Genomic DNA, 26,723 nt, shown 5'->3' with positions numbered 1-26,723 from the left:
ACGAGCGGCAGGCGCAGGGGCTTGCTACTAGACCAGTCGTCTAGTAGGATGGCGCCATGATGAAAACCAGCACCGACGATACCCGCAGCCATCTTCTGGCCACCGCTGAGCAAATTATCTTGCATAAAGGCTTTGCCGCCACCGGCTTGGCCGAAATTTTGCAAACAGCGGGCGTGCCCAAAGGCTCGTTCTATCATTATTTCCGCTCGAAAGAAGGCTTTGGGGTGGCGATGCTGGAGCGGTATTTTGCCGATTACCAGGCGCGCTTGGCACAGCAGCTCTCGCCCGCGCAGGGCAATGTCCGCGCGGCTTTGTTGCAGTATTTTGGCGGCTGGATCACCCATCAGCAATGCCAAGCTGGCGGCTGTCTGGCGCTGAAATTGGGCGCGGAAGTGGCCGATTTATCCAGCGCCATGCGCACCACGCTGGCTCAAGGTACGCAAGCCATCGAAGCCTTGCTGAGCGAAGCGATTGCCCGCGGTCAGCACAGCGGCGAGCTGGTGGCCAGCCAGCCGCCCAGCCAGCTGGCCAGCACTTTGTATAGCTTGTGGATGGGCAGCGCCTTGCTGGGCAAGATTCAGCAGAGCAGTGCGCCGCTAGAGCGCGCTTTGCAACAAACCGAATGGTTATTGCCGGCAGGGCCGGCCCAATAAACCGCGCCGGCCTACTGGCCGGCAGATGTTTCGTCGCCTCACGGCGGCTTTTTTTGAGTTTTAAACTAGACGACTGGTCTAATTGATTGACTGTACTTTGGAGATACACCATGAATGCCACGCTGGAAGTGATGCACCAACACCGCAGTGTCCGTAGCTATACCGAGCAAGCCATTGAGCCTGCGGTGCTGGATGCCATTTTGGATGCGGCCTACAAAGGCCCAACCTCGATCAATGGCCAGCAAGTGTCGCTGGTGGTGGTACAAGATGCTGCCCGCCGCGCCAAAATCGCCGAAATCGCCGGTGGCCAGCCTTGGATTGCCCAAGCGCCGGTGTTTGTGACGGTGGTGATCGATTTCCACAAAACCAGCCAAGCTTTGGCCAAGCACGGCATCGAACATGTGATTCAGCAAAGCGTGGAAGGCTTTGGCGTGGGTGCGGTCGATGCCGGCATTGCCCTGGGTAATCTGATGACCGCGGCACGGGCGGCTGGTTTGGGCGTGGTACCCATCGGGGGTATTCGCCGTGATCCACAGGCCATGATTGATTTGCTGCAACTGCCAGCCAATACCTTCCCGATTGCCGGGGTGGTGATCGGCCATGTGGCCACCGATAGCCCGCTGAAACCGCGTCTGCCCCGCGCCAGCTTTGTGCATCACGAAACCTACCAAGCGGCCGAGCTGCCGGCGCACATCGATGCCTACGATCAAACGCTGAGCGAATTCTGGCAAAGCATTGGCCGTGGCGATGGCAAACCATGGTCGGCCAATACCGCACAGTTCTACTCGCAATTCTATTTTCCGCAAGTGGCCCCAGTGGCGCGCAAGCAGGGTTTTGGGTTTGACCAGTAAGACATGAGTGAGCAAATAAATGAGGGGGGTATTTTGCCATAGACCATTGATCTCGATGGTTTATGGGCAATACCCCTTTATGCTTGCCGCCATGGCCAGCGAATCGTGAGCCTCAGGCCCTGGCCAAGATCACTTTCTGCATGCAAGCTGCCGTGGAGCTGCTGTGTGACCAGTTGATAGACACGGGTGAGTCCCAGCCCATTGGTGCCTTGTCCAAATTTAGAAGTAAAAAAGGGATCAAAAATCCGTTTTACCTGTTTGGCCGCTACGCCATGGCCATCATCCTGATACACCAGCTCGATCTCATCCCCTACTTGTGCCCAGCTCAATTGCAAGCAACCCGCTTGGCGGCCACTGAAGGCGTGTTGGGCCGCATTTTCAAACAGCTGCCCCAAAATCTGCGCTAGTACCACCACTGGCACTGCCGTGTGTAGCGTGGCGCCATGTAGTTGCAGCTCGATAGTCGGGGGCAGCATCGTGTATGCGAGTTCGGGGGCTAGGCTGTTGAGTAGTTCGCCTAGATTTACGCTTTGCCATGGGTCACTCGCGGGCTGTTTGCTCAGATTGCGAAAGCGCTCGATCAACGCCACGACTCGGCTCAGATTGCGTTCGAGCGTGTCGCTGGCGCTGCTGTGCTGGGCGAGGAACTCGCTCAGTACCGATTTGGCCAGCTTGCCGCGGCTGAAGTCATCTTGTAAACGCTGCAGGTTGCTGCTGAGGATGCTGGCCGTGGTGACGCACACGCCCACGGGCGTATTCAGCTCATGCGCCACGGCCGCGACCAAAGCGCCCAGCGCATGGACCCGCTCGCCGCGTTCGAGCGCCTGTTGTAGCTGTTGGCGTGCATCTTCGGCCAGCTGGCGCTCGATGAGTTGTTGCAGCAAGCTGGCGCGAAATAGATCATCGCGGCTCCAGTTGTGCGGGAGTGCCGCTGGGCCTTTGCCTTGACTGAGTACCAGTAGCCCGCATTGTTGTCGCTGCCGTACCGGCACAAATAGCAGTGAGGTAATGGGCTGGCCTAGCAGGCGGGCAAATTCAGCCGCAGCTTCATGCAGGGTGGCACGCGAAAGCGGTAATGGGCTACTGAGTTGCGTGAGTAAACGCTGGGTGGCGGGAAATTCATCCGCGCGTACAGTTTTGGCAGCTTGGCCTAAGGTTGGCGCTTCGGCAGCAAGTATTGCTGCCGCTCGCTGGGGATGGTGAAGCCATAGGCCCAGCCATTCCACTTGCAGCAGTGGTTTAGCCTGCACTAATAGGTTGGGCAGTGCGTCTTCAAGGTGGATGTCGCTCAATTCTTGTAGCGACAAGGTCAGCAGTTGTTCGTGCGCATCTTGCTCGCTTAAATCCAGCGCTTTCATGTTGCGATGAACCGGTGCCAAGCTGCGCTTGAAATGCTCGGCATTGAGCTGCCGTTCCAGGTGCACCCAGTGCATCGCCTGCACCAGATTGCCCTGCCGCTCGTAGGCGTTGACCAGGGCGGTGACATAATCCAGCTGGCGCGCTAGGGAGCCGGTTTTCTCGGCTAGGGTGTAGGCACTCAGCAGACAGGTAATTTCGTCGCTTAGCCGCCCGCTATGACGAAAGAGCGTGGCCAGCGAATCGAGGCTGACACTTTCAAGCCACAGGCAATGAATTTGCCGTGAGAGTTCAATGGCCTGCTGCAGATTGGTTTCGGCGCTAGCGAGCTGAGTGAGTTCCATTTGCGCATGGCCAATATGCCAGTAGGCTTCGGCCACGTATTCACGGATGCGCCCCGCCTGCGCATGCGCCAAGCCGGTTGTGAAATGCTGCAATGATTCAGCCCATTGCTGATACTGCACACACATCACCCCGAGATTTAGTGCAAGTTTGGCGGCGAGGTAAACGCTACCGGCGGCAGCCACCGGTGCGCTGGCGGATAGCAAATAGCGACGGCCTTCATCCGGGTTTTGCAGCTCGATATTGGCATGGGCAAGGCCAATGCGGGCTTCAGCCTGTGTTTCGTGATCCTCGACCACGGTGGCGAGTTCGAGTGCCTGCATCCAGGCCTCAATCGCCTGTTGATAGCGGCCCTGAATCTGGGCGATACGTCCCCGCGCCTGCAGTAGCCGCGCGCCTTGGGCGGTAAGCCCTAGGCGGTTGGCGGTCGCGATGCCAGCCTCGATTTCACCTTGGATCAGGTGGATCTCACCTCGTCGTTCATGAATCAGATAGCGCGCATAGCAGGCATCTAGGAGTAAATCATCCCGCCCAGCCGCCTCCGCTTCGGCGGCAAAATGCACTGCCAGCCGGAAAGCCAAAAAAGGATGCTCGCGAGAAACGCGATCAATGCGGGCGAGGGCGGTGTGCACGGCAAGTCCTTGCGCATCAGGGCATTTTAGTATGGTGTGCAGGCAGAGCATTCGCCGCTATCAGTGGCGATAGTCGGCAGAATGAACCGACGAAATGCAATTTGATTGCTGCGAGCCCAGACTTCTCTAGGTGGGCTAACCAAGGTGGTATACGTGCTCATAAAGGGCTATGGGCACGCTCACCATCACTGGCCTCGCTGTGGATAAGGTCTGCACTGAAACTTCTTTGCAACATTCACGTGTGGCTTACTTAGGTGAGCCGGCGTCACCTCTATACTGGTGCAACCTAGGTATCAGGCCATTGGCTTAGTTTATTTAGGAATGACGAATAAAACCAAGAAGGTACGCGCAAATGAAAACAGGAATAGCCCGGTTTGTATTGGCCGGCATGATGATCGGGGCTGTGCAGCTCGCCGGTGCTGCAGAGGCAGATTACAAAGTGGTAGGGTACTCAATCTCTTGGGGAGCCTATACCCGTAATTACATGCCCAGTGACGTAGACCCAACTAAGCTCACGCATCTGAATTTTGCCTTTGCCAATATTGAGGGCGGCAAGGTGGTGATTGGGGATGGCAATGTGGATAGCAGCGGTAAAAATAATTTCCGTCAGCTACGGCAGCTGAAAAAGAAAAATCCAAACCTGAAAACGCTCATCTCGGTAGGGGGCTGGACCTGGTCGAAACATTTCTCCGATGTGGCGCTAACCCCGCAAAGTCGGAAGGTGTTTGCCGATAGTGCGGTTGAATTTATTCGTCAGCATCAGTTCGATGGGGTGGATATTGATTGGGAATTCCCTGTCACTGGCGGGAATGCTGGCAATATCGAGCGCCCTGAAGACAAACAGAACTACACCTTGCTGATGACCGCCCTGCGTGAAGCACTAGATGTCGCTGGCAAGGCAGATAAAAAATCCTATCTGTTGACGACAGCGATTGGGCCGGGTGAGCGCTGGATTAAAAACACCGAGATGGGCAAGGTGGCGCAAGTGGTCGATTTCATGAACTTGATGGCGTACGACTACAATGGTGGCTGGAATAAGCATTCCGGTCATGTTGCGCCGCTATACCATGATCCAGCCTATACCCGCGAGAGTAACAGCCCGAACAATAACATCAGCAAAGTGGTGGAGATGCTATTGGCTGAAGGAGTGCCGAGCCAGAAAATTGTCTTAGGGGTGCCATTTTATGGGTACAGCTGGAAGGGTTGTAAGGCCGAAAATAATGGTGAGTACCAAGATTGCGCGGGCAAAGGTCGTGGGAGCTGGGAAGCAGGCAATCTGGACTATAGCGAGATCGAGAAAAAACTCGTCAATCAAGATGGTTTTACCCGTTATTGGAACGATGTTAGCAAAGTCCCATTTTTGTTTAACCCTAAAAGTGGCGAATTCATTACCTATGAAGACAACCAGTCGCTGGGTTTGAAGCTGGATTATCTAAAGCAGAAAAAACTGGGCGGTGCGATGATTTGGGAGCTATCCGGTGATCGCAAAGAGACCTTGTTAAAACAAATCAACCAAGCGCTGCGGCCCGTGAGCAAGTAAGCTCGCGTGCAGTGAAAAAACGGGCGCTAAGGCGCCCGTTTTTACTTGCTGAGATCACTACACCACCCAGCCCCCCTGCTGGTAGAGGTTGTCTTCCCCCAGCCATACCCCACCGGCAATATCCACGAAGACATCGATGTGAAAGCGGGTGTCTTTGCGCTTGAATTGAGGTTTGTTGTAGCTGCCGTGTTTGGCGCCCAAGGATAGGTGCACGCCGCATAGGCGCTCGTAGGTGCCAATATCGCTCACGGTGTTCTCGCGATCAAAGGCGCGGTTGAGCCCAAGGCCCAGCTCGCGCAGCCATACTTCGCCTTCTACTTCGCGGATCCGTGCCAGCACTGCGTCGAATTCGGGTGTGCTGTCTTCTACGGCCACAATGCGCCCGGCGGCTACCTCGATGGTGATAGGGGTGGCGGGGAAATTGCAGTGGAAGGTGGTATCGCCAAACACATACACCTGCGCGCGGCCATGCACGCTGGTGAGGTCGATGGCTTCGGTAAATACTTCGCCAATCGGAAATTGCCCGCCAATATTGTTCAGCTGCCGGTAGTCGCCGACATTGAGCTTGGCCGGCTCGAGCGGGCCGTAATGCAGTACATCGCCGCGTGCACTGATCAGCCGGGCATGCGGGGCGCTGGCGATGCGCGCCTGCAGCGCCTGGCCGGTGCCCCGATAGTAGTCGGCATCGTAAGCGAGGGCGGCGATATAGCGCGGCGCCTCGGCGTTAATCATGCGGGCAAGGTGTACGTGTTCGATGACCTTCAGCCCTTGCGCAAACAGCTGCACCCGCAGGCGATAGGCATCTAGCCGAAAATGCGTGGATTGAATCAACACCACCAGCGCGCCAGCAGGCAGCGCGGCAAAACGGGCCAGCACTTCTTCGTTACTTACCGTGCTGATTTCCAGCCGCGGCGCTTGCGGCAAGGCGGCCTGATACGCGTCGGCCAGCAGCGGGGCGAGCGGACATTCGGTATCAAACACGATCAGGGCGGGCGCGCCGGGCGGATGTTCAATCGCTTGTTCCACAATTTGCGCCACATGGCGCTGGGCTTGTTGACGATGTTCCGTGCTCAGTTCGCAATAATAAGGTGTGCTGCTCATGGGTATGGCCTGGTTCTTTATTTAAATCATTGTCTCTGGGCTTATACCCTTGTGGGGTATTTTGGCAATGCTAGATCGCTGCAAAAGCCCATTATCGCATGGGCTTGTGCAGCGATGTTTGCCTTGGCGCAGAACGGTCATGCTAGCTTCGCCGCCATAACCGATGCCGGGCAGGCGGTGCTTATTTCAGCTTGGGCAGCAAACCGGCCACAATCCCCAGTAGCGGCAAATAGGCCAGCGCCTGATACACCGCCACAATGCCATAGTGATCGGCCAGCCGCCCCACCACCGCTGCGCCAAGGCCGGCGATGCCAAACGCCAGACCAAAGAATAATCCGGCTACCGTACCCACCTTGCCCGGCATTAATTCTTGCGCGTAGACCAGCATGGCGGAGAACGCCGATGACATAATCAGCCCTACCACGAAGCTCAGCAGCACGGTGGCGACTAGCCCCACCTGCGGCAGCCACAGGGCAAAGGGCGCGGCACCCAGAATCGAAAACCAGATCACCACTTTGCGCCCCAGCCGGTCGCCAATCGGCCCGCCGGCCAAAGTGCCCAGCGCCACGGCAAACAAAAAAACGAACAGCAGCAGCTGCGCCTGTTGCGGTGCGAGGGCAAAGCGCTCGATCAGATAAAAGGTGTAGTAGCTCTGAAAGCTGGCCATATACACAAATTTGGTCATCAGTAGCGTGAGCAACACGCCCATAATCCAGATGGTTTTCCCGCGGCTGAAGGGCATGGCTTTGGCCCTGGCGTGGCGTGTTTGCGCCTGGTGTTGGGCGGCAAACCAGCGGCTAATCCAGTGCAAGACGGCCATGGCCAGCAAGGCGGCGCCAGAAAACCACGCCAAGCTGGGCTGCCCGAGTGGAATCACAATCAATGCCGCCAGCAAAGGGCCGCAGGCACTGCCAGCATTGCCGCCAACCTGAAACAGCGACTGCGCCAAGCCATGCTGCCCGCCCGAGGCCAGGCGGGCGATGCGCGAGGCTTCCGGGTGAAAAATCGACGAGCCGGTGCCCACCAGCGCAGCGGCCAGCAGCAACAGCGCAAAGGTGTGCGCTTGCGACAGCAGCAGCAAGCCCGCCAGCGTAAAGCCCATGCCGACGACCAGGGCGTGTTGCTGAGGACGGCGGTCGGTGATTTGCCCCACCAGCGGTTGCAAAATCGATGCCGCGAGCTGGTAGGTGAGGGTGAGCAGCCCCAGCTGGGTAAAACTGAGGTGGTAAGTGCCTTTAAGCATGGGGTAAAGCGCCAGAATCAGCGATTGCATCATGTCATTTAAAAAATGCGCGCTGCTGATGGCCCCCAGAACGCGGTATTGGGTGCGCTGCGCCGCATCGCTAACGGCGGCACGCACGGTGGCGGCGGTGGTCATGGTTGTACTCCTGCGGGTGAATGAAAACGACAAGCGTCTTGCGCAAGACAAAGCCATCTTAGGGCGCTAAGCTATGTCTGTCTCACGCAAATATGACAAACACCATCGAGAAAACGACATGCTGGTTGAACGAGTTGGCCCCCTGCGGGCGATGCAGGGCGCCTTATTGCATGGCAAGGCCGCCGATCATCCGCCCGGTTCTTCCACCCCGCGGCATTGGCATGAGGTGACCCAGCTGCTGTATGCCATTAGCGGGGTGATGCGGGTGATTACCCCGCACGGGCAATGGATCGTGCCGCCCAACCGCGGGATCTGGGTGCCGCCCGGCGTGTGGCATGAGGTGCTGATGATTGGGCATGTGGAAGTGCGCTCGCTGTATGTGCGGCCGGATGCGGTGCCGGGCTTGCCTGCGGAATGTTGCGTACTGGAAATCACGCCGCTAATGCGCGAGTTGATTCTGGCCGCGATCAGTATTGATTATGAAGTGCAGCCTATGCCGCCGCGGCAGCGGCTGATTGCCGAATTACTGCTGAATGAAGTGAAATCGCTGCCCACCTTGAGTTTGCAGCTGCCAATGCCGGCTGACCCGTTGTTGGCCCCCATTTGCCGTGCGCTGCTGGCCGAGCCGGATGATGCGCGCAGTAGCGAAGATTGGGCGAACCACGCCGGGCTGGAAGTGCGCACTCTGCAGCGGCGGTTTCGCAAAGCCACCGGCATGACGTTGGGCGATTGGCGCCGGCAGGCGCGGCTACTGAATGCGCTGGAGCGGCTGGCGCAAGGCGAGCGGGTGCTGGATGTAGCGCTTGATTGTGGCTACAACAGCCCCAGCGCTTTTAGCGCGATGTTTAAGCGCCAATTTGCCTGCTCGCCCAGCGACTTTTTTGCTTAGGTCCGTCGACTTGACTGGTATGGGTATTGCCTTGTGACCATTACTAGAAAACGCCTGTGGAGATATACCCTGGGTTAAGTATCAGTTTTCGCCGCCTGCATGTATTTTTACCAGCCCTAGCCGGTAAAAGTCGCCTATTGCCCGCACCGGGCGCGCGATATGCTTTTGACATTCTATTTTGTCTGCTCAGGAGGTGCCTTATGGCCCATGTTCTCATCATCAACGCGGCCAAAGCCATGGCGCATTCGGCGGGGGGCCTCAACAATGCGCTGACGGCGCTGGCGCAAGACGAGCTGCGTCAGCTGGGGCATCAGGTCAGCGTGACTGAGCTGGAAGCAGGCTACGAGATCGAGGCCGAAGTCGAGAAAATCTTGGCCGCAGATGTGCTGATTTACCAAATGCCAGCGTGGTGGATGGGTCCACCATGGACGTTGAAAAAATACCTCGATGAAGTCTTCACCGCCGGCCACGGCCGGCTGTATGCCAGCGATGGCCGCAGCCGCCACGATGCGAGCAAAAAATACGGCTCGGGCGGGCTGTTGGCGGGTAAACGCTATTTGCTTTCGGTCACCTGGAATGCCCCTACCGAGGCCTTTAGCGACCCGGCGCAGTTTTTTGAAGGGCGCGGGGTGGATGCGGTATATTTCCCGCTGCATAAAGCCAATCAGTTTCTGGGCCTGCAGCCACTGCCCACCTTTATGTGCAATGACGTGATCAAAGCCCCGCAAATCGAGAATGATTTTGCCCGCTATCGCGACCATCTGCACGCGGCACTGCGCCAGCTCGGCTAATCCTCCGCCCGCACTGTCGGGCTTAGTTGTTTCCCTAACAGGCTGCTGTCATAAATTGGCCTACACTGCGCGACTTGCATCGCCTAGCTTCACCTTCGCAGGATGGAAAAGGCGCTGCAGTTCGCCGCAGAACGGCTACATTAAAAAGACCATCGCACCGCAAGGGGAAGCAGTATGTTTCGTTCCTTATTGGCCATCGTATTGCTGGCCATGACCCAATGGGTTCAGGCTACATCGCTGGAAAGCATCCAGCGCAACGGCACCATCGTGATCGGGGTGCGTGATTCGTCGCCGCCGTTCTCGCAAATGGATCCGCAAACCCGCGCTTTGCGCGGCTATGACATTGATTTCGCCCTGGGCATTGCCAAGCGCCTGAATGTCAAACCGATCTTCAAAACCCTGGAATCCAATGATCGTCTGCCGTGGCTGAAACAAGGCAAAGCTGACATCGTCATCGCCGTGCTGTCGCGCACACCTGAGCGGGAAAAAGAGATTGATTTCAGCGTGGGTTATTTTGTGACCGATACGCGCATTCTGGCCAAAAAAGGCCGTTTCAAGAGCGATAAAGACTTAGCCGGCGCTTATCTGGCGGCGGTAAATGCCTCAACCGGTGCCAAGCTCTTGCGGCAAAACTTCAGCAAAACCAAGCTGGCCGAGTTTGATGATGTGCCGGAAACCATCAAGGCGCTGAATGCCGATATCGTGGAAGGCGTGGTGGATGATGCGCCAGTGCTGGCCATGGCGCTGAACAAACTGCCGGAAGCCCAGCGCAATCGCTATGCGATTACCGATTTCGCCCTCGCACTGGAAGTGTATTCGGTCGGCCTCCCTAAAAACGAGAAAACCCTGCAAACTGCGATTAATAATGCGCTGGTGGATATGGAAAACAGCGGCGAAGCGCTGACGATTTTCAACCGCTGGTTTGGCCCGGCCAGCAGCGCGCCGATTGCGCGGATTTTCAAAATCAACCCAAGCCGCAATTAAGCCTTAGCCAGTACTGATCGCCAGAATAAAAAGCCCCGCAGTGCGGGGCTTTTTTGTGGGCAGGTGTCGCCAGACTTGGTGGTATAGGGCGCGCTCAGCGTGGCTTTTTCGCACCACCGGCGGGCTTGCCCGCGGCTGGGCGTGGGCTGGCAGGTTTAGCGCCGGCCTTGTTGTTGGCCGGTTTGCTGCCGGCGAAGTTGCTGGCGTGAGGGCTGGTGGGGCCACCGGCTTTGCCCAGGGGCTTGCCAGCGACATTGCGAGGTATTGCCCCAGCAGCATTTCTTTGATTGCCACTGCTGGCCTTACCCCGGTTGGGTATCCGGCCCACAGAACCTGGGCCACCGCCACCGCGGGCATTGCCTTTTGGTGCGCTCATGGTTTTCTCGGCGGCGCTTTCCGGCGGGATCAGCTGGTGCTGCCCCGGGCCGATCAAATCGGCACGGCCCATATTGATCAGCGCTTCGCGCAGCAGCGGCCAGTTTTTTGGATCGTGATAACGCAAAAAGGCTTTGTGGACTTTACGGCGTTTTTCATCCCGAATGATGTCCACTTTTTCCGAGCTACGCGCAATGCGTTTGAGTGGATTGCGCTTGGTGTGCCACATGGTGGTGGCCATGGCCATCGGCGTGGGCGTAAAGGCCTGTACCTGATCGGGGCGGAAATTATTTTTCTTCAGCCACAATGCCAGATTCAGCATGTCTTCATCGCTGGTGCCGGGGTGGGCGGCGATGAAATACGGAATCAGATACTGCTTTTTGCCGGCCAGCTTGCTGTAGTGGTCGAACATGTCTTTAAAGCGCTCGAAGGTGCCGATACCCGGCTTCATCATCTTCGATAATGGGCCTTCTTCGGTGTGCTCCGGTGCGATTTTCAGATAGCCCGAGACATGGTGGGTGACCAGCTCTTTCACATATTCGGGCGATTCCACCGCCAGATCGTAGCGCAGGCCCGAGCCGATGGTGATTTTCTTCACGCCCGGAATCTTGCGCGCTTTGCGATAGAGCTGGATCAGGCTGCTGTGGTCGGTATTCAGGTTTTCACAAATACCCGGGTAAACACAGGACAGCCGGCGACAGGAGCGCTCGATGGCCGGGTCTTTACAGGCCAGCCGGTACATATTGGCAGTGGGGCCACCCAAATCACTGATATGGCCGGTAAAACCGGCGGTTTTGTCGCGAATTTCCTCGATCTCCCGCAAGATCGAATCTTCCGAGCGGCTTTGGATCACGCGGCCTTCGTGCTCGGTGATCGAACAGAAGGTACAGCCGCCAAAACAGCCGCGCATGATATTGATCGAGAAGCGGATCATGTCCCAGGCCGGAATCACTTGCTGGCCATAGCTGGGGTGCGGATTACGGGCAAAATACTGGTCAAACACGTAATCCATTTCATCCGTTTTCAGCGGAATCGGGGGCGGGTTAATCCAGACATCGCGCTCGCCATGTTGCTGCACCAGCGCGCGGGCATTGCCGGGGTTGGATTCCAGATGCAGGGTACGGCTGGCGTGGGCGTAGCTGACCGGATCGTAGGTTACCGTTTCGAATGACGGAATCCGGATTACCGTGCGACCGCGGATTTCCCGCCGCGCGGCCAGCCGTGCTTCACGTGAAACAATACGGATTGGCTGTGCGCCATCTTTGGGGGTATCGCTCTGCGAGCTTTGCTGGCGCTCGCTTTCGTCGGCATACGGGTTGATTAATGGATCAATCTTGCCGGGGTTGTCGACCACGGAAGAGTCCATCTCCACCCAGCCTTCGGGGCGCCAGCCCTGCGGCACCAGAAAGGCCGTGCCCCGCACATCGCGGATTTCGCTCATTTTCTCGCCGGCGGCAACCCGCTGAGTTACTTCCACCAGCGCGCGTTCGGCATTGCCATACAGCAGTAGATCCGCCTTGCTGTAAATCAGCGCCGACTGGCGGATTTTGTCGCTCCAGTAATCATATTGGGCAATCCGGCGCAGGCTAGCCTCGATGCCGCCGGCCATAATCTGTACGCCCGGATAGGCCTCACGACAGCGTTGGCAATACACGTTGAGCGCGCGATCGGGGCGTTTGCCGGCCACGCCACCCGCGGTATAGGCGTCGTCCGAGCGCGGCTTTTTGTCGGCCGTGTAGCGATTGATCATCGAATCCATATTGCCGGCGGTGACGCCGAAATACAGCCGCGGTTTGCCCAGCTGTTTGAAGTCTTCGGCGGAAGTCCAATCCGGCTGGCTAATCACCCCCACACGAAAGCCTTGCGCTTCAAGCAAACGGCCCAAGAGCGCCATGCCAAAGCTGGGGTGATCGATATAGGCGTCGCCCGTCACGATGATGATGTCGCACTCATCCCAACCCAGCGCATCCATTTCCTTGCGGCTCATCGGCAAGAATGGGGCGGGCTGGCGGGCTTGCATGCCGGCCGGCAACTGGTAAATCGGGGTGAGGGGGGCTTGAACAGAACTCATGGCGACAACAAAACAGACTAATCGCGTATTGTCGCAGATTTGCGGCGCTTGCGGCAGCTAAATACTTGTTTTTTATCGGAATAGCGCGCTATTTTGGCGCGAAAAGACCGTAAATTTTTTAGGGGTTTCGCCGCTTGGGCGAGTTTTTGCTTGCAGATCAGCCAGTTGCCGGGCTGATCACAACATGCGGGCCGCCAGCAGGGCCAGCCGCTCGGCGCGCAGGACATCCGCACGTTGCCAATTACGTTGCGGGCCGAGATGTTCAAAGCAGATGGCCGCAATTAAGCGCTCATCTTGCCTAATCGGGAAAAATAACAGCGCCCCGATGCCTTGCGCTGCCAGCGCTAGCTCGCTCCATTGCCAGGTATAAAAATGCCGCTCGGCGGCATGCGCAATAATGGTTTCCCCCGCGGCCAGCTGTTCAAGCAGCGGCGTAAACCGCGGGCGGGCTAAATCGGGTCCGCAGGGTAGCGGCAGCCCGGCTTGGTTGTGGCGGAGTTTGCATTGCAATTGCTGCCCATCGGCAGCCAGCTGCCACCAGCTGGTTTGCCCCACTTGTAGCACCTGGCATGCTACTTGGCATAGCCGGCTACGCGCTTCGGCGCTGGCGGGGCCGGCCAGTATGGGGCTGCAAGCCAGATCAAGCAGTAGTTGATCTGGGCTTGGCGTGCTGGCCGTGAGCTCACCTAGCGCGGCTAAGGGGTCGCGCTGGGTGGACTGGCTGATTTGCTGCTCGAGCTGCCAGGCGCTGTGCAGGGTGTAGTAGGCGGTGGCAAATTCATTCAGCTCGGCGTTGATTTCGCCGAGTAGCAATTGGCATTTGAGCTGTAGATGTTTGGCATTGGCCTGTTTGGCGGCTTCGAGCGCTTGAAAACCCATTTGCAGCGCCTCTTTGGGGCGTTGCAGCCGCAACAGACACTCGCTGCGTTGCAGCCGCGCCTGCCCCAACGCCCACCAATAGCTGCTGCGCTCGGCCAGCGTGCAGGCGGCTTCCAGCGCGGTTAAGGCCAGCGAATAGGCTTGTTTATGCAGATACAGCCCGCCTACACGCAGCAGGGCTTCGGCTTCATCGTCGGCATGCTGCAGGCTGCGGGCGAGATCGAGGGCATGATTAAACGCTGCCAGCGCCTCATCCAGCCGCTGCAATTTTTGTAGATTAACGCCCAGATTGATTTTGGCCTGCAATAGCAGCCATGCATCGGCCACGGCCTCGGCACGCTGGATGGCTTCGCTGTGCAGGGCAATGGCGCGGGCCGGATCGCCCAGCGCATCGTAGATTTGCCCCAAGCCCATTTTGGCTTTGATCCACGGCACCACTTCTTGCGCCAGCTCGGCCACCGCCAAACAACGAGCCCAGTGCTGCAGCGCTTCTTGGTAACGGGCGCTGGCGTACAGGGCGCGACCAATCAGGGTAAGTAAGCGCGCCTGTGGCGCCAGCAGATGCTGGCTTTCGGCCATTTGCAGGGCTTCGTATTGCAGATTGAGCAGCTGATCGCCATAGCTAATTTGCGACATCAGCTCCACGGTGGTGATCAGCCCGGCGGCGTCATGCTCTTGCCGGCAGCGCAGCAGCAGGCTGTCGAGCTGGGCCTGCGCTTGGGTGCGGCGATTGTGCAGCTGGCCATTGATCTGGGCGATCAGCTGGCTAAATTCAGGGGTGGCGCTAAAGGGCTGCTGCAGCACTTGCATGACGAACACCGGGGAAGGAATGCTTCCCAGTGTAGCGCCTGAGCGCTAACTTGCCACCGGCATGCGTTGCTTGTTGCATTGCCGCAAAATTGGGGTAAGCTGGGCGCCGAATCAAATACCTATGCGGGTATGGCTCGCCGGGGTATATGTATCAATGGCTGCAGGTCTATACCTATCGATTGTCAGCGCTTAAACAGAATCGTCATGCCATCACCGGTGGGCAGCATGCAATGCTCTACGCGCTGATCATCACGCAGCTGGCGATTGAATTCGTGCAGGATCGCCACGCTGCGCGGATGATGCTCTGCGGGTGTGGCTACGCGGCCATTGAGGAACATATTGTCCAGAATAATCAGCCCGCGTGGGCGCACCAGCTGCAGCGCGTATTCAAAGTAATTAGGGTAGTTGGGCTTGTCGGCATCGATGAGTATGCAATCGTATTGGCCGGCGTGACCCTCGGCCAACAAGCGTTCTAAGGTATCCACCGCACGGCCCAAGTGCAGCGTGGTGCGCTCGGTGATGCCGGCTTTTTGCCACCACTGCTGCGCTTCTTGGGTGAATTCTTCGCACACATCGCAGGCGACGACGTGCCCATCTTCCCCCATCGCCAGCGCGGCGGCAGTTGAGCTGTAGCCCAGAAAAGTGCCGACTTCCAGGTAGCGCTTGGCATTGATCAGCCGCAACAGCCAGATCAACAGGGCGCCTTGCTCGGGTGCGAGTGACATTTTGGCCACCCGATGATTGGCGGTGCTTTCGCGTAATTCGCGCAGAATCGGCGGTTCACGCAGCGCCATATTCAGGAAGTAATCCTGCAGTTCGGCCGACATCGAGGTGGTTTGAATCGTCATGAGGCAAGGGCTGGGGCAAAAAGCGGATTATACCCCAAGCCGCTCAGCCTACCGGCGGGCTGGGGCTTAGTGGCGGGTTGGTGCGGTTTTGCGCAGGCGTAGCCAGCACTTATGGGTTTCCAGCTCGCGTTCGAGTTTGCGCAGCTGGCTGGTGGCTTGCCGGGGTAACTGCAATGGCTGCCCCCGTTCTTGATGCTGTGCAGCGATCAAGGCGTGCAAGGCTTTGCGGTGAACAAGGGCCGGCTGGTAGCGGCCTGCATCGATATATAGCTCGGCCAGCTGGCTATGGGCCTCGATGCTGATTTCCGGCCACTGGCCGGCTGCCCCGAGGCGGGCCGCTTCCTCCAGGCATTCTTCGGCCAGATCTTGTTGTTGTAGTGCGCGAAAACTGCGGGCAAGTGCCAGCATGACTCGCCCTTGCCCGGCAAGCTGTTGTAGCTGGCGATAGCGCTGGTAGGCTTGGCTAAGTAACTCTTGCGCTTCTTCGTATTGGGTTTGGCGCAGTGCTAACAGGCCGCGCACCGTGAGCGCTTCGGCCGCCCAGGCGGGCGGCAGGCTGTGTTTGGCTAGGGCCTGCTCAACCAGCTGTAGCGCACTGGCGGCTAAATGATCATCGCCCAGCCGATAGGCCGAGGTGGCGATATTCAGATTTACTTCGCAATCGAGCTGCGCATCGGCCAGCGGCTGACAAAGTTGCTGGGCGATTTGCTGGCATTCCATCGCCCTTGCATCATCGCCAAACGCCAAGTGCACTTTGCCCACCCCGATATAGGCACGGATGCACCCTTCGGTGGCTTGCAGCTGGGTGGCGATTTCTAGCGCTTTGAGCCATTCATCCAGCGCGCGGAAGTAGTCCAGCTGGCTATATAGCCAGTTGGCCAGTTCATCATGGCACTGCAGCTGTGGATGCAGCTGTTGCTGGCGCTGATAGGCGCGGATGGCTTGCTGCATTTGCTCGCAGGCGAGGGGGACTTCGCCCAGCTGGTAGCTGGCGCGCGCCTGTAGTAGGTGCGTGAGCCCCAGCCATTCGCTTTGCTTGGCGCGGCGGATGGCTTTCAGGAGCTCGGGTGCGGCAGCTCTGACATACGCCGGATCGCTATCCAAGCGTAAATCCAGCTCGGCCAGAGTGTGGAGCAGATCTTGTGCCTCGCTCATGGGCGATCCTCATGCAGACAGACCCGATTGCGACCGCCATTTTTCGCGGCATAGAGGCCCAGATCAGCGTGCTGAATGAGCTCGGCTGGGCGCATGCCCTGATGCCATTGTGCGCAACCCAGACTAATCGTGACCTTAAGCCCAGCGGCCACTTCGTTCCAAGGGTAATCGGCAATTTTCCGCCGCATGCGTTCGGCGATTTGCATGGCCTGGCCCGCATGGATTTTGGGTAGGGCCAGAACAAATTCTTCCCCGCCAAAGCGCGCCAGAATATCGGTATCACGAATCATGGCTTGTAATAGCTGCATGCCGGTTTGCAGCACCACATCGCCAATCTGATGCGAATAGTGGTCGTTCACCTGTTTGAAATGATCAAAGTCGATCATCAACAGACACAAAGGCAGGTTTTGCTCGGCGAGTTGCTGGATCAGTTGCGGTAGCTGTTCATCCAGCGCCCGCCGATTGTAAACACCGGTGAGGGCATCTCGGTAAGCGGCGGTTTCCAGCCGCTCTAGCCGTTCTTGTTCCTGATGTCTTTGCTGACGTAGCTGGCGGATTTCCAGCTCGCTGCGCAGCAGCCGTAGTTTGATTTCGGCTTGCCGCAGGCGACGGCTGGACAGCGCCGCGAGGTTTTGCCGCGTATGTTGCCGAATCTGTTGTTGATAATACTCGTGATAGCCAATGTGATGCATCGTGGCGCGGATAAAGTCGCCGCGCTGCTCGTACAAGGCGGATAGTTCACGGTGGATTTGTAAACGCTGCTGATTACTTTCGTGCGTTTCGGCCAGCGCCAGTGCCTGCGTTAATAGCTGTTCGGCAGCGTCGCTTGCGCCTTGCTGAATTTTCAGACGGCCTAGGCTCAGCAGGCTTTGGGTTTGTCCCCAGTGGTAGGCGGTGTGCTGGTTAATATCATGGGCCGCCTGAAAAAACACCTCGGCGCGTAAATCATCGCCGCGGGCTTGATAGAGTTGCCCCAGATAATGGTTTACTTCTGCTAGCCAGCTTAAGCGCGCAGGTAATTGCAACTGATCTTCGGTGCGAAACAGCAGTTGCTCCGCCAAATCGAATTGCTGGCATTTAATCAGTGTGGCGGCTAGATGCAGCTGGCTTTGGGCTTGTAGGTCGGCATCAGCGCTTAATTCGGCCCAATCGACCGCCTGGCTTTGGTAATACAGCGCTTCATTAAAGTGCTCGTGCTGGAAATACAGATTGCCCACGCCAAGAAAGCACTGCACAAAGCATTCGCGGTCATCAAAGGGCTGCGCCGCCTGCAGCGCCTTGCCCCAAAACTGCATGGCTAAACTGGCGTCTTGCTGATCAGCATGGCAGCGGGCCATTAGCTCAAGGATGTTGCCCAGTGTGTCTGGCGCCGCCAGCTGGCTGGCTTCCTGCAAATGAAGTAGCGCTTCGCTGGTTTGTTGTAATACCTGCTCGCAGCGCCCCAATAGATGCAGGGTCTCGCTCAGTAGCTTGGGCTCGGCATGCTGCCGTGCCTGTGGCAGGATTTGCAGGGCTAGACTCTGGCTATGCTCGCAACAGCTGGTGAAGTCCGCCTTGGCCTGCGCCAGCATATCGTGCAACGAGGCTAGCGAGAGGAGGTGAGGCGCGCTGCCTATGGGTTGAGCCACGGGCGAGCTCCCTGCTAGCTATTGAGCTGCTGCAGCAACTGCCGCAGCGTGTCTTCATCGTCGGCTTTCAGCATTTTGCTAACGATGGGTTTGATCCGGCCAAGCTCGGCGCCCAGTAATTGCTGTTTTACTTTCAATAATTGAATCGGCAGCATCGAGAAGCGCCGCAGCCCCAAACCCAGTAGCAGTCGGGTCAGGCTGGGGTCGCCGGCCATTTCACCGCACATAGATACAGGTTTGCCGAGTTTGTCTGCGGTGCTGATGATGTGTTTGAGTAGCTGCAAGACCCCGGGGTTGAGCGGGTCATACAAATGGCTCACCGAATCATCATTTCGATCGACCGCTAGCGAATACTGAATCAGGTCATTGGTGCCGATTGAAATAAAATCGAGGTGTTGCAGGAATACGCCCACTGCCATGGCCGCGGCGGGGACTTCGATCATGCCGCCAAGCTCTATCTGCTCATCAAAGGCAATGCCTTCTTCGCGCAGTTGCTGCTTGATGTCTTCGATATGCTGGCGCGTTTGTTTGGCCTCGCTCAGCGCCGACAGCATCGGAATCAGCAATTTAATTTTGCCAAATGCCGAGGCGCGCAGCAGGGCGCGCAGCTGGGTGCGGAACATTTGCGGCTCGGCCAGGCACAGGCGAATCCCGGTAAGCCCCAGCGCCGGATTGGGGGCTTCGCGCTCGGCCTGCCATGATGGGATTTTGTCTTTACCCAAGTCAATCGTGCGGATCACGACGGGTTTACCCGCCATGGCTTCGGCGGCCGCTTTGTAGGCGACAAATTGCTCTTCTTCGGTGGGTAGATCGTCTTCTTTCAGAAACAAGAATTCGGAACGGAACAGACCCACGCCGCTGGCGTTGTTTTCTAACGCTAGCTCGCAATCTTCAGGCAGCTCGATGTTGGCCGAGAGATCCACTTCGGTGCCGTCATAGGTGACGGCTGGCTTGGTACGGATATCTTGCAGCTGCTGCTGTTTGATGAGCCATTCGGCCTGGCGGAACTGGTATTCGGCCAGCGTTTTGTCATCAGGATCAATAATGACGCAGCCTTTGATCCCGTCGACGATAATGAGCTCTTGCTCGCGGATAATCTGGTGCGCAGTGCGCAGCGCCAAGACGGACGGCAGATCCAGCGAGCGCGCCAGAATGGCGGTATGCGAGGTCAGGCCACCCACATCGGTGATAAAAGCCCGGTAATTGGTGTCTTTGAATAGCACCATATCGGCCGGCGACAAATCATGCGCGACCAGAATGCAGTCATCTCCACCACAATGCAGGGCATGGGGGCCATGCTGATGGCCGGCCAGCGCTTTGAAAATCCGCTCCGTGACCTGAATGACGTCGGTGCGTCGTTCGCGTAAATATTCTTCTTCAATTTCGTCAAATTGTGCGAGTAGCACATCCAGCTGCTGCTTAACGGCCCATTCGGCATTGCAGCGCTCGGTTTCAATGATGTGGCGCGGCTCTTTCGACAAGGTGTGGTCATTGAGCAGCATGATGTGCAGACTCAGAAAAGCGCCCAGCTCGGCTGGCGCATTGTCCGGGATGCTGCCCCACAGCATTTCCAACTCTTTGCGGGTATTGCGGATGGCCTCGTCAAAGCGTTGCAGCTCGGCGGCGATGCCATCGGCCGGGATGACGTAATGCACGATCTCGATATCGGTGTGCGATACCAAATGAGCATGGCCGATGGCAATGCCACCTCCCACGCCCAAACCGTGTAGGCTGATACTCATCCCTGTTCCTCCTGCTGGCGTTGCCGCCGGTTAGGCCAGCGCACGGGCTGGCGTGCCGGTTGCCACTCTGCAGGCGGCAATCCGGCGCAAGTCTGCGTTTATTCGCCTTCGCCGAAGCGATCTGCCACCAGCGCGGTGAGCGCTTCCAAGGCTTTGTCTTCGTCCGGGCCGCTGGTGTCGATCAGAATCTTGCTGCCTTTGCCGGCGGCTAACATCATCACGCCCATAATGGATTTGGCATTCACACGTTTCTGATTGCGGCTAATCCAGACTTCGCTTTGAAACTGGCTGGCCAGCTGGGTAAATTTGCTCGAGGCTCGCGCATGCAGGCCTAATTTGTTGACGATTTCGACTTCAAGCTGCGGCATAGTGTGTTCCTGCTTACAAAGGGTTGCCGGGGAGCATGTACAACACGCCTTCCAAGCCACCGGTGATGGCTTTACTCACGGCAATCTCGAGAGATTGATGGCTATACGACAGCGCCCGCACCAGCATGGGTAGATTAACGCCGGCGACGGCTTCGATCTTGCCGGCTTCGATCAGCCGGTTGGCGACATTGGAGGGTGTGCCGCCGTAAATATCGGTCAGCAACAAAATGCCGTCGCCATCATCCAGCTCGGCAATCAGTGCTTTGGCGCGTTGCAATACCTGCTCCGGGTCGTCGGCTTTGCTCACGGCAAGCTGGCCCAAATTGGGCAATGGCCGACCCATGATGTGCTGCGCACAGGTCATCAATGCCTCACCCATCGAATAGTGGGTAACGATGATTATGCCTACCATGAACCAGTACTTCCTTCTTCGTTCCCTAAAGCCTTATGGGCATTAGGTTTTCAGTCAATTAATGCATCATATAACTGTTTGCCTGATTCGAGCAGTAGCAAAAATGACAAACAGCCGTGCTGCAACACTGTGCCTACCTGTGGGCCAGCTGACTGGCCGTAGTATACGCAGGGCAAATTGCAATTTGCCGTCAGCCTAGCGCAGGCGGTAAATCCGGCTGGGGGCATCCAGCCATTTCAGGCGGGCCTGCATGCTCGGCGACAGATAGGCTTCGCCTTGCTCGTTAATCACCAGTACATCGCGCACACCAAAGCGCTGTGCATACTGCCAGCTGGTGGCCAAACCACCGATGAACATCGGCTTGGTCGCCACATCGGAAATCGTGCCCGCGCTCTGGCTCGGGGGGGCAATAATCGAGACCGCCTGAATACCGTGGGCTGACTGGCCGGTGCGTGGGTCAATCAGGTGGCTGTGCCGCTCTTTGCCTTGCATAAAGTACCGCTGATAATCCCCCGAGGTGCCAATGGCTTCGCCGCTTTTGAGTTGTAACACCGCCATCGCTGAGGGTTTGCGCGGGTGTTGCAGGCCTACGCTCCACGGCTCCTGATCTTTTTTGCCCAGCGCCAAAACATTGCCGCCAATATTGATCAAGGCATTAAGCACCCGTTGCTGGCGCAAATACTGCGCGGCATGATCCAGGGCCCAGCCTTTGGCAAAACCACCCAGATCAATCTGCACTGCCGGATTGCTACTGCTGATGCTGCTGCCTTCAATTTGCAGCGCGTCCAGCGTGGGGGCCGCGCTCAGTACGGCTTGCAGCTGCGCGGGGTCAGGGGTGACCGGCGCAAAGGTGTCTTGGTGAAAGCCCCACAGCCGTACCAACTCGCCCACGGCTGGATTAAACAGCTGATCACTCTGGCGGGCATATTGCTGGGCACTGCGCAGCATTTCGATGAGCTCGACATCCGCCTGCACGCTCTCTCCGCGTGCAATGGCGGCGTTGAGCTTGGTGAGCTCGGAAGGCTGCCAAGCGTGCAGCTTGCGGTGTAGCCGATCCAGTTCGGCTAGTACGGCGCCGGCGTGTTTGGCGGCTACAGCTTCATCCAGACCATAAATACTGATCTGCACGCGGGTGCCAAACACATAGCTTTCCTGCTGATACAGCTCGTTTTTACCGCAGGCACTGAGCCACAGGCACAGCAATAGCACCGAGCCAGCGCGCAGCAGGCGGGGCAGGGCTGCGCTTAGGCGCACCGGCGCTCCAGCGCATCGATGAATAATCCCGCCACATTGATGCCTGATTGCGCGGTGATTTCCTGAAAGCAAGTCGGGCTGGTGACATTAATTTCCGTCAGATGCTCGCCAATCACATCGAGCCCCACCAGCAGCAGGCCTTGTGCGGCGAGCTTGGGCCCCAGCTGCTCGGCAATCGCGCGATCACGCGGGCTTAGTGGGCGGGCAACACCGGTGCCACCGGCGGCCAGATTACCGCGGGTTTCGCCGGCGGCCGGAATTCGCGCCAGACACCAATCCACAGGCACCCCATCAATCAGCAAAATGCGTTTGTCGCCGTCTTTGATGGCGGGCAGGTATTGTTGGGCCATCACTAGGCGACTGCCATTGTGGCTCAACATCTCCAGTATGCTGCCCAAGTTCTTATCCTGATTGGTCAGGCGGAAGATACCCGCCCCCCCCATACCATCCAGCGGCTTAACGATCACATCGCCATGCTCGGCCACAAAGGCGCGAATATCGGCCATATCCTGGCTGACCAGCGTGGGGGCAATCAGCTCTGGGTATTGAAAGATTGCCAGCTTTTCGTTCAGATCGCGCAGCGCCTGCCCGCGGTTGAATATCTTCGCGCCGTGCGCTTCCGCCAGGCTAAACAGCTGAGTGGCATACAGATAGGCCTGATCAAAGGGCGGATCTTTACGCATGATCACCGCCGAGAAATCCGCCAGCTCGCGATCGACTGTGTCGGTAACCTTATACCAAGAGCCAGCGTCTGCCTCGCTCTGCAGTTGCAGCGCCTGCGCCCGTGCGCGCACCCGACCTTGGCTAAGGCGCAGATCATCACTCAGGCAAGCAAATACCTGATGGCCGCGCTGCGCCGCTTCGCGCATCATGGCGTAGGTGCTGTCTTTGTAGATTTTGAAGCCATCCAGCGGATCGGCAACAAACAGGATATGCAGCTGGGCCATCGGGTGCTCCGCTTAGTTGGGTTCGGCTTCCAGTTCCAGCGCGCCAGCCAGCAGGGCCAGTCGCGCCACCACGCCGTAGGCGTAGAAGCGGTTGGCTTCGCAATCGGGCGAGCCATCGCAATCGGGGGTGGTCAGCGGGGTGGCAAAAGCCAGTGGCTGGAAATGCATGCCCGGGGCGTTCAGGTTTTCATCAATGCCGCGGCCGGTGTGTACGCGGTAGAAACCACCAATCACAAAGCGATCCAGCATATAGATCACGGGCTCGGCTACGCCTTCATCGATGGTTTCAAAAGTCGGCACCCCTTCTTGCACGATCACATCGTGCACGGTGAGGCCTTCTTTAATCACCGACATTTTATTGCGCTGCTTGCGATTCAGATTCACCAGCTCGGCGCCGGATTTCACGCTCATAATGCCCATGCCGTAGGTGCCGGCATTGGCTTTTACGATCACAAACGGGGTTTGGTCGATGCCATGCTGGGCGTATTTGGCAGCGATTTTTTCGACCATCGCGTCCACCGTGGCGGCCAGCTGCTCTTCGCCTTCGCGGGCGTGGAAATCCAGCCCATCCACATGCTCGAAATACGGGTTAATAAACCACGGATCGATATCAATCAGCTTGGCGAATTCGTCAACCACCTTGTCATAAGCGCTGAAGTGGCCGGTTTTGCGTCGCACCGCCCAGCCCGCGTGCAGCGGTGGCAGCAGGGTTTGTTCAATGTTTTCCAGGATGGCAGGGATGCCGCCGGACAAATCGTTATTCAGTAGCACCACGCACGGATCAAAATCCGCCAGACCGACGCGATTGCCTTGGCGCACCACCGGCTCTTGCAGCAGGGTGCTGCCATCAGGCAGCGCTAATTCAGTCGGGGCGCTGATTTCGGGGCTGAGGCTACCTACGCGGACCACCATGCCGGCCTGGCGCAGGATTTTCACCAGTGCCGCTACGTTTTGCAGGTAAAAGGCATTACGGGTGTGGTTTTCGGGAATCAGCAAAATGCGCCGCGCATCCGGGCAATAGCCTTCCAGCGCCATCATCGCCGCTTGTACGGCTAGCGGATGAAATTCCGGATTCAGATTATTAAAGCCGCCGGGAAACAGATTCATATCCACGGGCGCCAGCTTGTAGCCGGCATTGCGCAAATCCACCGAGCCATAAAACGGCGGCGTGTGCTCTTGCCATTGATTGCGGAACCAATGCTCGATTTCCGGTTGGGCATCGAGGATTTTGCGTTCCAGCTCCAAGAGGGGGCCAGTCAGGGCGGTGGTGAGGTGTGGCACGCTCATGGGCGGCTCCAGCGGCAGTGATGATTCGTCAGCATATGGGGGCCAAGCGGCCAATTACAAGCCGACCGGTCTAGGCGCGGCAGTTTGGCTTGAGGGTATAGGCTGGCGAGGCTTGTTGTCATTGATTTTGCTTAAGATACCTAGGCTTTTTTCGGTAAGTACTGGCGAATGTCGCTCAGGTCGATCGCTGGAATATGCCAGGATTTGCTGTTTTCCAGGTGAATCTGATCCAGTTGCTGGGCATAAAAGCCCACGCCATCGTGGTCTTTCAGCGCGGCGCAATAGCCGCTGGCTTGGGCATGAAAGCGGGCTTCGATATGCCGCATGCCATCTTGGCGCGCCAGCCGCAGGGCCCGCTCGATGATGTCCAGTGACATGCGCGGATTGCCGAGCAAAAAATGCACTTCGGCCAATTGGCCCAGCACATTGCATTCGGTCCAGTGGGCCGGAGTTTGCTCGATGGATTCCAGCGCCTGAGTCAGATACAGCTCGGCCTGATCCAGGTGGTAGCTTTTCAGGGCAATGGTGCCCAGATGCAGCAGGCATTCCGAGACAAAATGTTGCAGCCCATTGGCCTGGCTGAAATCGGCACAGGCTTGCAGGGTATTGATCGCCTCACCCATCTGGCCGGCGTGATAGAGATCCCAGCCCAGGCTCAGCTGCGCTTTGGCTTGCTGCTGCAGCTGTGGATTTAAGCGCAATAATTGCAGCGCCGCGCGATGAAATTCCACCGCTTGTTCGTAGGCGTTGTAGGCGCTGCAGACATGGCCCAGCCCAATCAGCGCATCGGCGTGGGTGGGGCCGCAGTGGCGCAGGGTGCGGCAGACCTCGATGCATTGCTTCCAGGCCGCCAGCGATTCGGCGTACAGGCCGCCGGTATAGTAATCGCGGCCGAGCCGCTCAAGGACGTCCATCGCGAGATGGGGTAAATCGTGGTGCTGGCAAATCATCAGAGCTTCAAGCAGACGTTGTTGATCGTCGCAGCGCACGCCCAGCTGATTGTGGGTGTTGGCAATAAACACGGTGGCCTGCACCAGACTGGCCATATCACCGATCTGCTGACTTTCGCGGAGCAATTGCTCGCTTAGCTGCAGCGCCTGTTCGGGCGCGCTATGCAGCAGGCGCTGAATATCGCGCAAACGTTGGTCAGCATTCTGGACAGTGCGGGTCATGGGCGTGTGGCGCTGCGGATAACGATTGAGCCTACGCAAGCCGCGCGGGCAATGCCAGTAGAATACTTACATTGACACGATTGGCGGTAAGACGGCGCACACGCCCGGCGCGCCCGTCAAGATAAGTGGCTTAGAGCCAGCCTTTGCGCTTGAAGAAGACGTAGGGCGCAATGCCCGACAAGACCATCAGCAGCAGCGCCAGCGGATAGGCCCAATCGTATTGCAGCTCGGGCATATGCTGGAAATTCATCCCGTAAATCGAGGCCACCAGCGTTGGGGGCAGAAACACCACGCTGGCGATCGAGAAGATTTTAATAATCTTATTCTGGGCCAGATTAATCAGACCCATCACTGCGTCCATCAAGAAGTTAATCTTGTCGAACAAGAAGGCGCTGTGGTTATTCAGTGATTCCAGATCGCGCAAAATCTCGCGCAGATCGTTTTCCTGCGCGGCGGCCAGCTGGCGTGAGCGCAACAGGAAAGACAGCGCGCGGCGCGTGTCCATCAAGTCCAGCCGCACTTTACCGTTGATGTCTTCGTGGCCGGCCAGCTCGGCCAGCGCCTGGCCCATCAGCTCGTCGGTCATCTCGGCGCTATGGTCCAGCACGCGGCGGCTGACATCGTCGAGCTTGGTATAGATTTCTTCCAGCACGTCGGCATCGTATTCCACCGCGGCATCGTAAATCGCCAGCAAAATTTCCTGCGCGCTGGCCACAAAGCCGGGCTGCACCCGCGCGCGCAGGCGGAATAAACGAAATACCGCCAGTTCTTCCTGCCGGATGGTGAGTAGACGGCCTTCATTGAGCAGGAACGATACGGTGACGTTCTGGTGTTCGTCCTCCGCGTGGGTGAGGAAAAACGAGCTGATGTGCACGCCATTGTCGTCGACATAACAGCGGGCCGATTCTTCCAAGTCTTTCAGCTCTTCATCCTCGGGCAGTTCCAGATGAAATACGCTCTGCACCAGCTGACGTTCATCATCCGTCGGGTCAACCATATCCACCCACAGCACTTCGGGGCGTGAGAGATCTTCTGGCACCAGCGCCGGCACTTGAATCAGGCGGCCAGCAGAAAGGACAAAGGCATTGAGCATAAGAAGCGCCCCGTAATGAAGATGCAATCAATCAGCGGCGGCGATTATACGCCGCTTGCTCCGCTGCGACATTGCTTAAACCGGTAATCCTAATTATCGCCATCATTTTGTGCTTTTGCGCGTGCTACACTGCGCGCGCCAGATTGGCGCCAGTTCACCTTGCCC

The 26,723-nt window shown here is 57.7% G+C and carries 22 protein-coding genes; 6 read left to right on the top strand and 16 right to left on the bottom strand.

The window, feature by feature from the left end; all coding sequences use genetic code 11:
- The first annotated feature begins 56 nt into the window (after positions 1 to 56).
- On the top strand, positions 57 to 653 hold the full coding sequence (locus L991_RS15235; RefSeq protein WP_047396867.1) for a TetR/AcrR family transcriptional regulator: 597 nt from the start codon (positions 57 to 59) through the stop codon (positions 651 to 653).
- Positions 654 to 763: 110 nt separating this feature from the next.
- Positions 764 to 1,504 (top strand): NADPH-dependent oxidoreductase, encoded by a 741-nt coding sequence (locus L991_RS15230; protein WP_047396866.1) that lies wholly within the window; start codon positions 764 to 766, stop codon positions 1,502 to 1,504.
- Positions 1,505 to 1,581: 77 nt separating this feature from the next.
- On the opposite strand, the gene L991_RS15225 is transcribed toward L991_RS15230, so the two are convergent.
- Positions 1,582 to 3,834 carry a HAMP domain-containing sensor histidine kinase gene (locus tag L991_RS15225; RefSeq protein WP_197053912.1) on the bottom strand — a complete coding sequence of 751 codons (2,253 nt, stop codon included), beginning with the start codon at positions 3,832 to 3,834 and terminating at the stop codon, positions 1,582 to 1,584.
- Positions 3,835 to 4,186: 352 nt separating this feature from the next.
- Here L991_RS15225 and L991_RS15220 point away from each other — a divergent pair, with 352 nt between their 5' ends.
- Positions 4,187 to 5,374 carry a glycoside hydrolase family 18 protein gene (locus L991_RS15220; protein WP_081986717.1) on the top strand — a complete coding sequence of 396 codons (1,188 nt, stop codon included), beginning with the start codon at positions 4,187 to 4,189 and terminating at the stop codon, positions 5,372 to 5,374.
- A 57-nt stretch (positions 5,375 to 5,431) separates the two neighbouring features.
- Here L991_RS15220 and L991_RS15215 read toward each other — a convergent pair whose 3' ends face one another.
- Together L991_RS15215 and L991_RS15210 are read right to left on the bottom strand one after the other, a co-directional pair.
- Complete coding sequence (locus L991_RS15215; RefSeq protein WP_047396863.1) at positions 5,432 to 6,475, bottom strand: hypothetical protein; 1,044 nt, start codon at positions 6,473 to 6,475, stop codon at positions 5,432 to 5,434.
- Between the two features lie 181 nt (positions 6,476 to 6,656).
- Entirely contained in the window at positions 6,657 to 7,853 is a 1,197-nt protein-coding gene (locus tag L991_RS15210) for an MFS transporter (RefSeq protein ID WP_047396862.1), read from the bottom strand.
- Positions 7,854 to 7,926: 73 nt separating this feature from the next.
- Between L991_RS15210 and L991_RS15205 the strand changes: the two genes are divergently transcribed.
- The 3 genes from L991_RS15205 (at position 7,927) to L991_RS15195 (ending at position 10,517) form a co-directional block, all read left to right on the top strand.
- The gene (locus L991_RS15205; RefSeq protein ID WP_052190963.1) at positions 7,927 to 8,742 is read left to right on the top strand and encodes a helix-turn-helix transcriptional regulator; all 816 of its coding nucleotides are present in this window, start codon (positions 7,927 to 7,929) and stop codon (positions 8,740 to 8,742) included.
- A 200-nt stretch (positions 8,743 to 8,942) separates the two neighbouring features.
- Positions 8,943 to 9,533 carry an NAD(P)H-dependent oxidoreductase gene (locus L991_RS15200; protein ID WP_047396861.1) on the top strand — a complete coding sequence of 197 codons (591 nt, stop codon included), beginning with the start codon at positions 8,943 to 8,945 and terminating at the stop codon, positions 9,531 to 9,533.
- 174 nt (positions 9,534 to 9,707) lie between these two features.
- Positions 9,708 to 10,517, top strand: a complete 810-nt coding sequence (locus tag L991_RS15195; protein ID WP_047396860.1) for a transporter substrate-binding domain-containing protein — start codon at positions 9,708 to 9,710, stop codon at positions 10,515 to 10,517.
- A gap of 94 nt (positions 10,518 to 10,611) precedes the next feature.
- Here the strand turns inward: L991_RS15195 and L991_RS15190 are convergent, their stop codons facing one another.
- From L991_RS15190 to corA, 13 genes are all read right to left on the bottom strand, one after another.
- Positions 10,612 to 12,963, bottom strand: coding sequence for a YgiQ family radical SAM protein (locus L991_RS15190; protein ID WP_047396859.1), 2,352 nt, complete (start codon positions 12,961 to 12,963; stop codon positions 10,612 to 10,614).
- 177 nt (positions 12,964 to 13,140) lie between these two features.
- On the bottom strand, positions 13,141 to 14,652 hold the full coding sequence (locus tag L991_RS15185; RefSeq protein WP_047396858.1) for a GAF domain-containing protein: 1,512 nt from the start codon (positions 14,650 to 14,652) through the stop codon (positions 13,141 to 13,143).
- Positions 14,653 to 14,834: 182 nt separating this feature from the next.
- Positions 14,835 to 15,500 carry an O-methyltransferase gene (locus L991_RS15180; protein ID WP_047396857.1) on the bottom strand — a complete coding sequence of 222 codons (666 nt, stop codon included), beginning with the start codon at positions 15,498 to 15,500 and terminating at the stop codon, positions 14,835 to 14,837.
- A gap of 66 nt (positions 15,501 to 15,566) precedes the next feature.
- On the bottom strand, positions 15,567 to 16,655 hold the full coding sequence (locus tag L991_RS15175; RefSeq protein WP_047396856.1) for a hypothetical protein: 1,089 nt from the start codon (positions 16,653 to 16,655) through the stop codon (positions 15,567 to 15,569).
- Complete coding sequence (locus L991_RS16720) at positions 16,652 to 18,283, bottom strand: tetratricopeptide repeat-containing diguanylate cyclase (RefSeq protein ID WP_156129103.1); 1,632 nt, start codon at positions 18,281 to 18,283, stop codon at positions 16,652 to 16,654. The genes L991_RS15175 and L991_RS16720 overlap by 4 nt, the downstream gene beginning before the upstream one ends.
- A gap of 14 nt (positions 18,284 to 18,297) precedes the next feature.
- On the bottom strand, positions 18,298 to 20,025 hold the full coding sequence (gene ptsP, locus L991_RS15165) for a phosphoenolpyruvate--protein phosphotransferase (protein WP_047396855.1): 1,728 nt from the start codon (positions 20,023 to 20,025) through the stop codon (positions 18,298 to 18,300).
- A 98-nt stretch (positions 20,026 to 20,123) separates the two neighbouring features.
- On the bottom strand, positions 20,124 to 20,393 hold the full coding sequence (locus L991_RS15160; protein WP_028450528.1) for an HPr family phosphocarrier protein: 270 nt from the start codon (positions 20,391 to 20,393) through the stop codon (positions 20,124 to 20,126).
- A gap of 13 nt (positions 20,394 to 20,406) precedes the next feature.
- Positions 20,407 to 20,805 carry a PTS sugar transporter subunit IIA gene (locus L991_RS15155; RefSeq protein WP_028450527.1) on the bottom strand — a complete coding sequence of 133 codons (399 nt, stop codon included), beginning with the start codon at positions 20,803 to 20,805 and terminating at the stop codon, positions 20,407 to 20,409.
- Positions 20,806 to 21,000: 195 nt separating this feature from the next.
- Positions 21,001 to 22,059, bottom strand: coding sequence for an FAD:protein FMN transferase (locus tag L991_RS15150; protein WP_231550571.1), 1,059 nt, complete (start codon positions 22,057 to 22,059; stop codon positions 21,001 to 21,003).
- Entirely contained in the window at positions 22,050 to 22,997 is a 948-nt protein-coding gene (gshB, locus tag L991_RS15145) for a glutathione synthase (RefSeq protein ID WP_047396973.1), read from the bottom strand. Before gshB ends, L991_RS15150 begins: the two co-directional genes overlap by 10 nt.
- Positions 22,998 to 23,018: 21 nt before the next feature.
- Positions 23,019 to 24,293, bottom strand: coding sequence for a glutamate--cysteine ligase (gshA, locus tag L991_RS15140; RefSeq protein ID WP_047396854.1), 1,275 nt, complete (start codon positions 24,291 to 24,293; stop codon positions 23,019 to 23,021).
- Positions 24,294 to 24,433: 140 nt separating this feature from the next.
- Entirely contained in the window at positions 24,434 to 25,465 is a 1,032-nt protein-coding gene (locus L991_RS15135; protein ID WP_028450523.1) for a tetratricopeptide repeat protein, read from the bottom strand.
- A 130-nt stretch (positions 25,466 to 25,595) separates the two neighbouring features.
- On the bottom strand, positions 25,596 to 26,558 hold the full coding sequence (gene corA, locus L991_RS15130) for a magnesium/cobalt transporter CorA (protein ID WP_047396853.1): 963 nt from the start codon (positions 26,556 to 26,558) through the stop codon (positions 25,596 to 25,598).
- Positions 26,559 to 26,723: the final 165 nt, after the last annotated feature.

The organism is Chitinibacter sp. ZOR0017, from assembly GCF_000799095.1.
Classification (GTDB): Bacteria; Pseudomonadota; Gammaproteobacteria; order Burkholderiales; family Chitinibacteraceae; genus Chitinibacter; species Chitinibacter tainanensis.
Note: the sequence above shows the minus strand (reverse complement) of the source record. Positions and strands in the feature narration are given on the sequence as shown.